Here is a 12,362-nt window from a genome sequence, read left to right as displayed (position 1 = left end):
CGCCTGCGGGCGCCGGTCGGGCGCCATGTGCCGCGGGCGGGCCCGCGGCGGATCAGGCCAGCGCCAGATCCAGCACGCCGAGGGCGGCCGGCCGGGTGCGCAGGGCGTCGAACCAGCGCTCCACGTTCGGCCATGAAGGGCGGCGGTACTCGGTCGGTGGCAGGCCGAACCAGCGGTGCACTTCGCAGGCGACCGGGATGTCGGCCATGGTGAACCGCTCGCCGGTCATGAAGTCGCGGCCGGCCAGGCGGGTGTCGAGCATGGCCATCAGCGGCTCGGTCGCGGCGATGGAGGCGGCGACGGCCTGCGCATCGCGTTCGGCGGCCGGCACGCGCACCAGTTGCACGAAGGCGTCGCGGCCGGCGGGGTTGAGTGTGGTCTGCTGCCAGTCCATCCAGCGCTCGGCGTCGAAGCGCGCCTTCAGCGGCTCGGGGTACATGAGCCCGTGCGAATGGCGGGCGCAGAGGTAGCGCACGATCACGTTGCTTTCCCACAGCACGAAGCGGGCGTCGCCCTCGCCGTCCTGCAGCAGCGGCACCAGCGCATTCGGGTTCATCGCCAGGTATTCGGGCGTGTGCACCAGGCCATGGGCGCCGCCGGCCTCGGTGCGCTGGAAGTCCAGGCCGAGTTCCTGCGCGCACCACACCACCTTGCGCACGTTGATCGAGCTGATGCGGCCCCAGAGATTGAGCATGGTCGGTTTCCTTGTCGAGGCGGATCAGGCCGTGGCAGCGGCGGCGGGCAGGTAGGGCGCGACGGCGGCCATCGCGCGGGCCACGTAGTCGTCCTTCTCGCCGACGGGCGCGACGTAGTGCAGCGCATCGCGGGCGGCGGCGATGCCTTCGCTGCGCGCGATCAGCCAGGCGGCCAAGTAGGGCGAGGCCAGGCAGCCGCCGGCCGTGGCCACGTTGCCGTCGGCGAAGAAGGGCTGGTCGAGCACGCGCACGCCGGCCTCCTGTACCCAGGGCTTGGTGGTGAGGTCCGTGCAGGCAGGCACCGTGCCCAGCAGGCCCAGGCGCGCCAGCACCAGCGTGCCGGAGCACTGGGCGCCGATGAGCTGGCGCGTCGGGTCGAGGCGCAGGCGTGCCATCAGCGCCGCATCGGCCACCACCTCGCGCGTGCGGAGGCCGCTGCCCACCAGCACGGCGTCAGCCTGGGCGGCTTCTTCCAGCGAGGCGGTGGCCTCCAGCGTGACGCCGTTCATCGAGGTGACGCGCGCCGTGGGTGCCGCCAGCGTGACGCGCCAGCCAGGGCGCTTGATGCGGTTGAGCACGCCCAGGGCGATCAGCGAGTCGAGCTCGTTGAAGCCGTCGAAGGTGAGGATGGCGGTGTGCATGGCGGGGGGCCTTTGGCGTCGGGCGTCAGTGGGCCGCGGCCAGCTGCTGCTGCACCAGCGCCGCGGCGCGGTGGGCCAGTGCCTCACGCACCGTCTCGGCCAGGGCGGCGATGGCGGTGGCGATCTGCTGCTCGGTGGCGGTCACGAACGAGAGGCGCAGCGTGCGCGGATCGGCTTCGCCCGCATAGAAGGGCGAGCCGGGCACGAAGGCCACGTTGCGCTCGACGGCCTGGGCCAGCAGCGCCGTCGCGTCGATGCCCTCGGGCATGCGCAGCCACAGGAACATGCCGCCCTTGGGCACGTTGAACTCGACATCCAGACCCTTCATCTCGCGCTGCAGCGCACTCACCATGGCGTCGCGCTGCGCCTTGTAGAGCGCGCGGATCTTGGGCACATGCCGCTCCAGGAAGCCGCCCTGCATCACCGTGCTCACCATGCGCTGCGTGAAGATGGGCGTGTGCAGGTCCACCGCCTGCTTGGCCTGCAGCAGCTTGGGGTACAGCGCCTTGGGCGCCACCAGGAAGCCCAGCCGCAGGCCCGGCGCCAGCACCTTGGAGAAGGAGCCCAGATAGATGCAGCCCTCGGGGTTGCGCGCCGTCAGCGGCAGCGGCGGCGCCTCGTCGAACCACAGCTCGCCGTAGGGGTTGTCTTCGATGATCGGCAGGCCCGCGGCCTGGGCGGCGGCCGACACCGCGGCGCGGCGCGCCTCGCTCATGGTGCGGCCAGTGGGGTTCTGGAAGTTGGGCAGCAGGTAGATGAAGCGCGCACCGGCGGCCTTGGCGCTCAGGTCTTCGGGCAGCACGCCTTCGGCATCGCTGGCCACGCTCACGGCCTGCGGCTCCATGGGGCTGAAGGCCTGCAGCGCGCCCAGGTAGGTGGGCGTCTCCACCAGCACCTTGGCTTGCGGGTCGATCAGCACCTTGGCGATCAGGTCCAGGCCCTGCTGCGAGCCGGTGGTGATCAGCACCTGGTCGGCATCCACGTCCCAGGGCAGCATGTCGGCCACGGCCTGACGCAGCGGCGCGTAGCCCTCGCTGGCCGCGTACTGCAGCGCGCCCTGGCCATCGGTGGCCAGCACCTCGGCGCAGGCAGCGGCGAACTCCGCCACCGGGAAGGTCTTGGGCGAGGGCAGGCCGCCGGCCAGGCTGATCACGTTCGGCCGCTCGGTCACCTTGAGGATCTCGCGGATGGCGGAGGGGTTCATCTTCTCGGCGCGGGCGGCGAGTTTCCAGGTCGTCATGGGGTGCTCCTTGTCGGGTTGTCGTGTGCCAGGCCTCACGCGGGCCGGGGCAGGGTCTTGCAAAAGGGTCAGAGGGGTCGTTCTGTGGCGGCGCGCGCCGCGGCCGGCGGCTGGGCGAGCTTCTTGCCGAGCAGCACCGTCGCCACCACGGCGAGGGCGAAGCCCAGTGTCATGGCGTCGATGCGCTCGCCCAGGATCGGCACTGCCGCCAGGATGGAGAAGAAGGGCTGCAGCAGCTGCGCCTGGCTCACGCGCAGCGCGCCGCCCAGCGCCAGGCCACGGTACCAGGCGAAGAAGCCGGCCCACATCGAGAACACGCCCAGGTACACCAGGCCGCCCCACGCGACCGGCGCCACCGGCGTGGTGGGCCACAGAAAGAAGGTGGCCGGCAGCGTGACCGGCAGCGCCAGCACGCAGACCCAGCAGATGACGCGCTCCGCACCCAGTGCGGGCGTGACCTGCGCGCCATAGATGTAGCCGGCCGAGGCCGCGACCACGCCGCCCACCAGCAGCAGGTCGGCCGGGTCCAGGCCGAAGCCGCCCTGCGGCGAGGCGCGCAGCAGCGAGAACACGATCACCAGCGCGCTGCCGGCCACGGCGCACAGCCAGAAGCCCCAGTGCGCCCGCTGGCGCAGCACCATCGCGGCGATCACCGCGGTCACCAGCGGCAGCAGCGCCGTGACCACGGCCGCATGCCCGGCGGTGACCGTGCGCAGGGCCAGCGCCAGCAGCAGCGGATAGCCCAGCGCATTGCCCAGCGTGGCGAAGGCCAGCGGTCGCCAGTGGTGGCGCTGCGGCAGCGGCGAGCGGGTGACCAGCAGGAAGGCCGCCGACAGCAGCCCCGCCAGCGCGGCTCGGCCCAGGGTCACGAACCAGGGCGAGAGCTGCGGCGCCTCGGCCGTGCCCGTGGCCAGGCGGGTGGCGGGCAGCGTGATGCCGAACACCGCCACCCCCAGGATGCCCAGCCACAGGCCCAGGCGCTGGTCGCGGGCGTGCGTGCTCGTGCTCATGCCTTCACCATCCACGCCGCCGTCAGCACCAGCAGCAGCGCCATCGCCCGGTTGAACATCAGGAGCCGGCGCCCTTGCGCCAGCCAGCCGCGCAGCAGGGCGCCGGCGGCCGCATAGGCCAGGTTGCTGGCGAGTGCGAAGAGGATCATCACGCCCGTCACGATGCCGGTGCGCAGCATGGGTTGCGCCTGCCCGCTCACCCAGCCGGCCACGATGGCCAGGGCCAGCAGCCAGGCCTTGATGTTGACGAACTGCAGACCCACGCCCTGCCAGAAGCCCACCCGCAACTGCGCGGCCGAGGCCTGCGCCATCCGGTCCGCGCCCCACAGGCGCCAGGCCATCCACAGCAGATAGGCAATGCCCGCGGCCTTCACGGCCAGCCGCAGCGCGGGCGCCGCGGTCACCAGTGCGCCCAGGCCGGCCGCCGTCAGCAACAGCAGCAGGCTCCAGCCCACCGGCACCGCGCAGACGAAGCGCATCGCCCGGCGCAGGCCGCCATTGGCCGCCAGCGTGGTCGAGAGCGTGGTGTTGGGGCCGGGCGAAAAGCTCATCGCCGAGGCCAGCACCAGCAGCGCGGTGAATTCTTGCCAGGTCATGGAGGGCCACTCTACACTTTGGCGCCAGTACAGAAGCAGTACAGTTTTTCGAACAAACAGGCCCATCTGTATTGGTGGCCGCACCAGCACACATGCTCACCCGCACCCACAGCCAGACCCTCACCGAGCAACTGGCCGCGCTGTTTGCCGAGCGCATCCGCAACCGCCTGCTGGCGCCGGGCGCGCGGCTGCCGTCGGTGCGCGAATGCGCGCGCCAGCACAGCGTGAGCCCGCACACCGTGGTCGCCGCCTACGACCAGCTGCTGGCGCAGGGCCTGGTGGAGGCGCGGCGCCAGCGCGGCTTCTTCGTGCGGCAGGCGGAGGCGGCCGACCGTGCCGAGCCCAATGCCCGCGGGGCGGCACCGGCCGCGCCGGTCGCCACCGTGCTGGCCGCGCCGCCGGCCGCACCGGCCGATGCCAGCACGCTGATCCGCGGCATGTTCCACCGCCAGAGCGACAAGCCCCAGCCCGGCATGGGCGTGCTGCCCCCGGACTGGCTGGACAGCAGCTTCATGCCCGCCGCCGTGCGCCGCGTGACCGGCCCCGCGGCGTTGCGCGAGTTCTCGCTGCAGTACGGCGACCCGGCCGGCGACGCCACGCTGCGCGCCAGCCTGGCGCAGAAGCTGGCCGGCCTGCAGCTGCCGGTGACGCCGTCGCAGATCGTCAGCACCGTGGGCGCCACCCATGCGCTGGACATCGTCAGCCGCACCCTGCTGCGCGCCGGCGATCCGGTGATGGTCGAGGAGCCCGGCTGGGCGGTCGAGTTCGCACGGCTCGAAGCCCTGGGCATGCGCGTGCTGCCCGTACCGCGCCGCGCCGACGGGCCCGACCTGGCCGTCATGCAGCGCTACTGCGAGGCCCATGCGCCCAAGCTCTTCGTGAGCGTGAGCGTGCTGCACAACCCCACCGGCCATTGCCTGGCGCCCGGCAGTGCCCACCGCGTGCTCCAGCTGGCGGCGCAGCACGACTTCCACATCGTCGAGGACGACACTTACGGCCACCTCGCGCCCGAGCATGCGACCCGGCTGGCCGTGCTCGACGGCCTGCAGCGCGTGATCTACGTGAGCGGCTTCGCCAAGGTGCTGGCGCCCAACTGGCGCATCGGCTTTCTGGCGGCCGCGCCGCCGCTGGTGGAGCGGCTGCTGGAGACCAAGCTGCTCGCCACGCTGACCACGCCGGCCCTGTTCGAGCGGGCGCTGGCTTGGTGCATCGACCAGGGCCAGCTGCGCCGCCATGTTGAGCGCATCCGCCTGCGGCTTGACGGCGCCCGCGGGCGCGCCGTCAAGCTGGCGCTGGCCCACGGCTGCACGCTGGCGTCGGAGCCCGCGGGCCTGTTCGGCTGGCTGGACACGGGCGTGGACACCGACACCCTCACCCAGCGCATGCTGGACCAGGGCTACCTGCTGGCGCCCGGATCGCTCTTCCATGCGCGGCGGCAGCCCACCACGCTGATGCGCATCAACTTCGCCACCGCGCAGGACGCTGGCTTCTGGAAGGCCTTCGGCCGCACGCGGGACGCAATGCGCTGATCGTCGCCCTCGTGCACCGTCGCTGCCGGCTCTTCAACGGTCCAGCGCGGCCTGCCGGATCGCGCGTCCCACCGACTCCAGCACCGGCCCGGCCTGCTTCTGCTCGTCCAGGTCGGCCGTGCAGGCCACGATCACCAGCGCCTTCTGCAGGTCGTCCGGGTCGAGCACGCCGGCATGGCAGGCCCGGCGGTGCTGGGTGCCGGTCTTGTGGATGAAGGCATGGTCGCGCGGCAGGCCGGCCTGCAGCCGGTAGCCGGTGTAGATGTCGTGCTTCATCGCCTTGTAGAGCACCGCCCGCGGCGGGCCATCGGGCAGCACCTGCCCGCGGACCAGGCGCTCCAGCATGCCGCCGTAGGCGATCAGCGTGGTGGTGTTCAGGTCGCGGCGGTAGTAGCGGTCGTAGGCCTCGTCCATGCTGGTGGTGGCGAGGTCGGTGCGCTTCGCGTCGACGGCACGGCGGATGGCCTCGACACGCGCCGGCCCGTTGCGGGCCGAGGCGATGCGCACGAGCGTGCCGTTGTCCAGGTCGCGCGCCTTCGGGTGCACCTCGGCATACACGTCGCGCCGCACTTGCGCGAAGGTGGTGAACGTGACGTTGGGCGTGCCCATGGCCTGGCGCGTACCGTCGTTGAGCGTTTGCACGGTCACCGTGCGGATCAGCATGTTGGCGGCCGTGTTGTCGCTCTCCAGCAGCATGCGTTCGATCAGCGTGCGCAGGCTGTAGCGGGTGCCGGTGTCGTTCCAGACGATGTTGCCGACGTCGATGCGGTCGCCGTCTTCAAGCGCCACTTCGTCGTCGAGCGTGCGGCGTCCGTCCTGCACCTGGCGCAGCACGGCCAGTGCCACCGGCACCTTGGCCATGGAGGCCAGGTACCAGCGCTCGTCGGCGCCATGGCTCATCTCGCTGCCGTCGGACAGGCGCTTGACGTACACGCCCAGGCGCCCGGGCGTCTGCTGGTCGATGCGCGCGATGCGCTCGGCCAGGCGCTGCGACCAGGCGCCGTCGTCGGCGGCCTCAGCGCGCCACGCCGGCAGCAGCAGCGCCGTGGCGATCGTCAGGCATGAAAGCAGGGCAGGTGGGCGCATCGGGGGTTCCTTGCGTGAGCAGTCCGGATCGGCAGAGGGCGGCGGCGGTCTGGGCCAGAAGATGTTCGGCACGGGTCAGGCTGGGTGCGTCGCGCACGCAGGCCACCAGCGCCACCGGGTGCCGTGCATCGGTGCCGGGCATGCGCACCAGGCCGGCATCGCAGATGCGGCGGCGCTGGGTGCCCGTCTTGTGCGCAAGGCGTGCCTGCGGCGGCAAGCCGGCACGCAGCCGCTGCGGGCCGGTGGCGACGTCTTCCATCAGCTTGAGCAGCGTCTGCGTAGCCTCGGCACCCAGGGCGCGGCCCTCGGCCAGCGCGACGAGGATCTGGGCATAGGCATCCAGCCGGCCGCTGTTGAGGCCTTCGGCGTAGTAGGCGTCGTAGGCGGCATCAAGGGAGCCGGCCTTGAGCTGGCTGGGAGACACGGCCAGCAGCTCGGCGAGCTGGCGGCGCCTTGTCGCGTCGCTGCCCGCGCGGTGCAGGGCCAGCAGGTCACTGCCCGACAGGTGACTGGCCGCCGGCGTGAGCTGGCCATAGACCTGGCGCCGCACCTCGGCCAGCGGCGTGATGCGCGCAATGCCGCGCGGCGCCAGCGCCTGGACGACACCATTGACCGCCTGCAGCCCGACCAGGTCGATCAGCATGTCGGTCGCCGTGTTGTCGCTGTAGATGATCATCTGGCCCATCAGCCATCGCACGCTGAGCGATGCACCCAGCGGCTGGCGCAGCGTGGCGCCCGCGCCGTCCACGCGGTCCCCGGCGCGCAGGGTGACCGTGGTGTCCAGCGTGATGTCGCCGCGTTCGACCGCCTGCAGCACAGCGATGGCCACCGGCACCTTGACCATCGAGGCGAGGTACCAACGCTCCTCGGCCCGATGGCCGAAGGACTGCCCGGTGGCCAGGTCCAGCACGTACACGCCGAGGCCCGTCTGCGGGTGGCTGTCGAGTTGCTGTACCGCGGTGGCCATGCGGCCACGCCAGTCCGTGCTGGCCGCGGACGGAGCGGGCATCGAAGGAACGACGGCCGGCACCGGGGCGGCGTGCGAAGGCGTGCCCGGAACGGTCACGGGTGGGGGCGCCAATGGCTGGACCTCTGCGCTGGCTGCCGCGGAGAGCGACAGCAGCAGCGCACCCGCGGCGGGCGTGCCAAGCCATCGGCGCAGGTGGACGGCGCCGCTTGTCACGTGGCGGCCCAAACGTGACACGAAGCGCTTCACAGCATCGAATCCGGCGCCAGGGGCCCGATCAGCCACAGCAGGGCGCGCAGGCTGGCGCTGGTGTCGGGTTCGGTGTGGGCGTCCTGGAGACCGCTGCCCGCTGGCGCACGCCAGACGAGGGCGCCGCGGGATGCCGGATCGCGCTCCACCTTCCAGGCACCTTCCTTGAGGCTCTTCTCGACGATGGACGTGGCCTGGGTCGACAGCGCCGGACTGCGAACCAGCAGCGCGATCTCGGTGTTCTGCTTCTGCGAACGAAGGTCCAGGTTCATCGACCCGATCACCAGCACGCGACCGTCGCGGACGATGAACTTGGAATGCAGCATGGCCTTGGACTCGCCCATGCCCCCCGTCACGCCACTGCCGGTGCCCAGCGCCTGGCGCAGGCCAGCCTGGTCGGCGCGCATCTCGTACAACTCCACCCCCATGTCGAGCAGGTCGGTGCGATGGCGGGCATAGCCCACATGCGCGACGGGCGCGTCATTGGAGGCCAGCGAGTTGGTCAGCACGCGCACCCGCACGCCCCGCTCGCGCGCCTTGGCCAGGGCGGTGCGGATTTGATCGCCCGGCACGAAATAGGGCGAGACGATCACCAGATCCTGCCGGGCCTCTGCGATCAAGGGCAGCAGGCCCTCGACCACGGTTTCGCCCGCCGGCATCTCCCCATGGGGCGCATCGGGCTTGGCGGGCGACGGGCCTTCCTTGGCCTGTTCGTCGGCGGGGATCTTCCCGGGGCGGTCGACCAGCAGCAGGGAAGGCGCCCAGACGAACTTCACCGTCTTCAGGTCCATCGGCTTTTCGTCCCAGCCCGGGCGCTGGGCGGCCTTGCTGTCGCCAAAGGCGGCCGCGCTGCGGGCATCGGGGCGGGGCTCGCCGTCGGGCGGCGAGGGCGAGCCTTGCGGATGCGATCCGGCGCCCGAGCGTGCGCTCTCGGCCGCCTTGTCGCGGATGCTGTCCATCTCCTTGCGATCCACCAGCGACTCGACCGGGTAGGCGCGCTCGTCGTTCCAGTACTGGTCGAAGCTCTTGGACATCTGCTGCACGATGGGGCCGGCGGCCAGCACGTCGAGGTCCACGAAGTTGCCCGCGTCGCCCAGCCCGAAGTACGCATCGCCCAGGTTGCGCCCACCGGTGATGCCCAGCGTGTTGTCCGCGATGAAGAGCTTGTTGTGCATGCGCTGCTGGATGCGGCCGACGTCGCCCAGCGACACGACGATGCGGCCGATGGACGAAGCCCGCGCACCGGCCAGCGGGTTGAACAGACGGATTTGCACATTGGGCGTGTCGGCCAGGCCCAGTACCAGCGCGTTGCGGCCGGCGCTGTGGAAGTCGTCGATCAGGATGCGAACCCGCACGCCGCGCTTTGCGGCGTCCTGCACGGCGCGCATCAGGCGGCCGGTGCTGGCGTCGGCATGGATGGCGTAGTACTGCAGGTCCAGGCTGCGCTGCGCCTGCTCCGCGAGCGCCAAACGGCTCGCGTAGGCGGCCTGCGGGCCGTCCACTAGCATGAAGCCGGAGCGGGGCCGCGCTGTCGTGGCGGAAGCGGCGCTTGGGTCGCCTCCGTTGTCTCGTGCGAACGGGGCAAGCGGACCGTCTTGTACGGGAGGAAGGGCCTGCGAGACAGGGCGGTTCACGTTCTCCGGCAGGCTGGTGCAACCGCCGACGGTGGCGCCAAGCAAGGCGGCCCCTGCGAGCAGCGCGACGCCGAGGCCGCGGCGCAGGGCCTTGGCGGATGAATTCAGTTGAAGCGGCATGGCGCAGGGATGGCAGGCATGGAGCGTGCGGTATAGCCTGCGGCGGCTGTCTGCCGTGTCGGACAAGCGGGCGCTCGGCGCGCCGGAAGGCGCCTTTTGTTGGGCGCCGCGCCCGGGCGGGATGGCGGCCCGATGCCCGGGCGCAGGAGCGTCGAGGCGGCCGCCTTCAGCGGGCCTCGAGGACTTCCCAGCGCTCCAGCGCTTCCAGCAGTTCTTCCTCGATCTGCGCAAAGCGTTGCGCCAGCTGGGCCGCCCGGCCGGGGTCGGTGCCGTAGATGGCGCCGCCGCCGCGTTCGAGTTCGGTCTGCACGGACTTCTGCTCGGCTTCGAGCGCCGCGACGCGCTCGGGCAGCGCGTCGAGTTCGCGCTGTTCCTTGTAGCTGAGCTTGCGGCGAGGGGCCGGCGCGGTCGTGTCTGCGGTGGGTGGCGTCGCGGGTCCAGGCGCCCCGGGGGGTGTGCTCGCCGCCGACGCGGCGGCCGAAGCGGCGGCGATCTCCCGTGCGCGCCTCGACTGGATCAGCCAGTCCTGAACGCCACCTTCGTACTCGCGCCAGCGGCCGTCGCCTTCCGCAGCGATGGTGCTTGTCACCACGTTGTCCAGGAAGGCACGGTCGTGGCTCACCAGGAACACGGTGCCTTCGTAATCCTGCAGCAGCTCTTCCAGCAGTTCGAGGGTGTCGATGTCCAGATCGTTGGTCGGCTCGTCCAGCACGAGCACGTTGGCCGGCCGTGCAAACAGGCGTGCCAGCAGCAGCCGGTTGCGCTCGCCGCCGCTGAGCGAGCGCACGGGCGATTGCGACCGGGCAGGAGAGAAGAGAAAGTCCGACAGGTAGCTCTTGACATGCTTGCGCTGTTTGCCGATCTCGATCCATTCGCTGCCGGGGCTGATGAAATCCTCCAGCGTGGCGTCCAGGTCCAGTGCGTCGCGCATCTGGTCGAAGTAGGCGACCTCCAGGTTGGCACCCTGGCGCACGCGGCCGGCATCTGGGGCGATCTCGCCCAGGATCATCTTGAGCAGCGTGGTCTTTCCCGCGCCGTTGGGGCCGATCAGTCCGACCTTGTCGCCGCGCAGGATGGTGGCCGAGAAATCGCGCACCACGGCGCGGTCGCCATAGCGCTTGGTCACGTCGGTGAGTTCGCCCACGATCTTGCCGCTGGGCAGGCCGCTGGCAACGTCCATCTTGACGCGCCCCAGCGCCTCGCGCCGGCTGGCGCGGCGGCTGCGCAGCGTCTCCAACCGGCCGATGCGGCTCTGGCTGCGCGTGCGGCGGGCCTCGACGCCCTTGCGGATCCACACCTCTTCCTGCGCGAGCAGCTTGTCGGCCTTGGCGTTGATCACGGCTTCCTGCGCGAGCTGCTCTTCCTTTTGCACCAGGTAGCGCGCAAAGTTGCCCGGATAGCTGCGCAACTGGCCCCGGTCCAGTTCGACGATGCGCGTGGCCACCGCGTCGAGGAAGGCGCGGTCATGGGTGATCGTGACGACGCTGCCCTTGAAGGCGATCAGCAACTGCTCCAGCCATTCGATGGCTTCGAGGTCCAGGTGGTTGGTTGGCTCGTCGAGGAGCAGGACGTCGGGCGCGGCCACCAGCGCCTGGGCCAGCGCGACGCGCTTGCGCATGCCGCCGGAGAGCGCGCCGATGCGTGCGTCGGGTGCCAGGTTGAGGCGGTGCAGGGTCTCGTCGACGCGCTGTTCCCAGTTCCAGCCCGCCTGGGCCTCGATCTGGGACTGCAGGGCGTCGAGGTCTTCACCCTCACCGCCCGCCAGGTAGCGGGCGCGCAGGCTCACGATCTCGGACAGGCCGTGACTGACGGCGTCGAACACGCTGTGGCCGGCATCGAGCACCGGTTCCTGCGCGACGAAGGCCACGCGCAACCCCTGCTGCACCTGCATCGTTCCGTCATCGGTCTTTTCAAGCCCCCCAAGAATCTTGAGCAGCGACGACTTGCCTGCGCCATTGCGCCCAATGAGCCCGACGCGCTCCTGCGCCTGCAGGGAGAAATCGGCGTGGTCCAGAAGCGGCACATGGCCGAAGGCCAGCTGTGCGTCCAATAAGGTGATGAGTGCCATTGGGCGGGGATTATCGAAGCGGCGGCTGTGCGGGCCTGGGGCGATGCTCGAGAGGGCTGAACCCTCGCGCGTGGACCAAGCCGCTGGGCGCGGGGTCGAACTTGGTCCCTGCTGGGTGGGGACGACTTTCCCGCAAGGGAGGTGGAGGGGCTGATTGCTTGCGCTGTGCTTCGTTGTGGCCCTCCGCTTTGACCGTCACGCATTACTCGTCGTGGTGGCGATCCGCTGTTGACGGTCACGCATAACTACCTAGAGCATCCCGGTAGGGCCTTCATCGCACGCTTGTCTTTGCCGCTCTGGCCTTGCTGACGTTCAGGTGGGCGACGCTGGTGCGCTTAGTTGGGAGGCTGGAGGCTGTTTAAACTTTTTGTAGGAGTGGTCTTGCAAGGTTCTGAAAAGCTCTCGTATACTGGCCGGCTCGCTGACTGATTAGCAGCTTTTTTGCTGAGTTTGGTTGGTGGGTGGCTTGAGAGAGTGGCAGCGGCTTCTGATGAAAAAGAAGTTGCCTTCTTAAAAAGAAGCGTGTC

11 protein-coding genes are annotated in these 12,362 nt (G+C 70.6%); 1 reads left to right on the top strand and 10 read right to left on the bottom strand.

Going from position 1 to position 12,362, the window contains the following annotated elements; genetic code table 11:
* Positions 1 to 52 precede the first annotated feature (52 nt).
* The 5 genes from BXA03_RS23860 to BXA03_RS23840 form a co-directional block, all read right to left on the bottom strand.
* The gene (locus tag BXA03_RS23860; RefSeq protein ID WP_076511683.1) at positions 53 to 694 is read right to left on the bottom strand and encodes a glutathione S-transferase family protein; all 642 of its coding nucleotides are present in this window, start codon (positions 692 to 694) and stop codon (positions 53 to 55) included.
* A gap of 24 nt (positions 695 to 718) precedes the next feature.
* A complete protein-coding gene (locus BXA03_RS23855) occupies positions 719 to 1,336 on the bottom strand; it encodes a DJ-1/PfpI family protein (protein ID WP_076511682.1) in 618 nt (205 codons plus the stop codon).
* Between the two features lie 25 nt (positions 1,337 to 1,361).
* Entirely contained in the window at positions 1,362 to 2,576 is a 1,215-nt protein-coding gene (locus BXA03_RS23850) for an aminotransferase-like domain-containing protein (RefSeq protein ID WP_083716387.1), read from the bottom strand.
* Between the two features lie 68 nt (positions 2,577 to 2,644).
* The gene (locus BXA03_RS23845; RefSeq protein WP_076511681.1) at positions 2,645 to 3,586 is read right to left on the bottom strand and encodes a DMT family transporter; all 942 of its coding nucleotides are present in this window, start codon (positions 3,584 to 3,586) and stop codon (positions 2,645 to 2,647) included.
* Positions 3,583 to 4,182, bottom strand: a complete 600-nt coding sequence (locus BXA03_RS23840; RefSeq protein ID WP_076511680.1) for a LysE family translocator — start codon at positions 4,180 to 4,182, stop codon at positions 3,583 to 3,585. Before BXA03_RS23840 ends, BXA03_RS23845 begins: the two co-directional genes overlap by 4 nt.
* A 92-nt stretch (positions 4,183 to 4,274) precedes the next feature.
* Here BXA03_RS23840 and BXA03_RS23835 point away from each other — a divergent pair, with 92 nt between their 5' ends.
* Positions 4,275 to 5,711, top strand: coding sequence for an aminotransferase-like domain-containing protein (locus BXA03_RS23835; protein ID WP_076511679.1), 1,437 nt, complete (start codon positions 4,275 to 4,277; stop codon positions 5,709 to 5,711).
* A gap of 33 nt (positions 5,712 to 5,744) precedes the next feature.
* On the opposite strand, the gene BXA03_RS23830 is transcribed toward BXA03_RS23835, so the two are convergent.
* From BXA03_RS23830 to BXA03_RS27355, 5 genes are all read right to left on the bottom strand, one after another.
* Positions 5,745 to 6,797 carry a serine hydrolase gene (locus BXA03_RS23830; protein WP_083716384.1) on the bottom strand — a complete coding sequence of 351 codons (1,053 nt, stop codon included), beginning with the start codon at positions 6,795 to 6,797 and terminating at the stop codon, positions 5,745 to 5,747.
* Positions 6,727 to 7,806, bottom strand: coding sequence for a serine hydrolase (locus tag BXA03_RS23825; RefSeq protein WP_143476431.1), 1,080 nt, complete (start codon positions 7,804 to 7,806; stop codon positions 6,727 to 6,729). Before BXA03_RS23825 ends, BXA03_RS23830 begins: the two co-directional genes overlap by 71 nt.
* Before the next feature lie 203 nt (positions 7,807 to 8,009).
* On the bottom strand, positions 8,010 to 9,767 hold the full coding sequence (locus BXA03_RS23820; protein ID WP_083716380.1) for a phospholipase D-like domain-containing protein: 1,758 nt from the start codon (positions 9,765 to 9,767) through the stop codon (positions 8,010 to 8,012).
* Between the two features lie 166 nt (positions 9,768 to 9,933).
* Entirely contained in the window at positions 9,934 to 11,835 is a 1,902-nt protein-coding gene (locus BXA03_RS23815) for an ATP-binding cassette domain-containing protein (RefSeq protein WP_076511677.1), read from the bottom strand.
* Positions 11,836 to 12,170: 335 nt separating this feature from the next.
* Positions 12,171 to 12,362: hypothetical protein (locus tag BXA03_RS27355; RefSeq protein ID WP_234983815.1), on the bottom strand; the 192-nt coding region annotated here is incomplete at its 5' end.

Origin of the sequence: Pseudacidovorax sp. RU35E (assembly GCF_900156165.1) — a bacterium.
In the GTDB taxonomy this organism is placed as follows: Bacteria; Pseudomonadota; Gammaproteobacteria; order Burkholderiales; family Burkholderiaceae_C; genus Xenophilus.
Note: the sequence above shows the minus strand (reverse complement) of the source record. Positions and strands in the feature narration are given on the sequence as shown.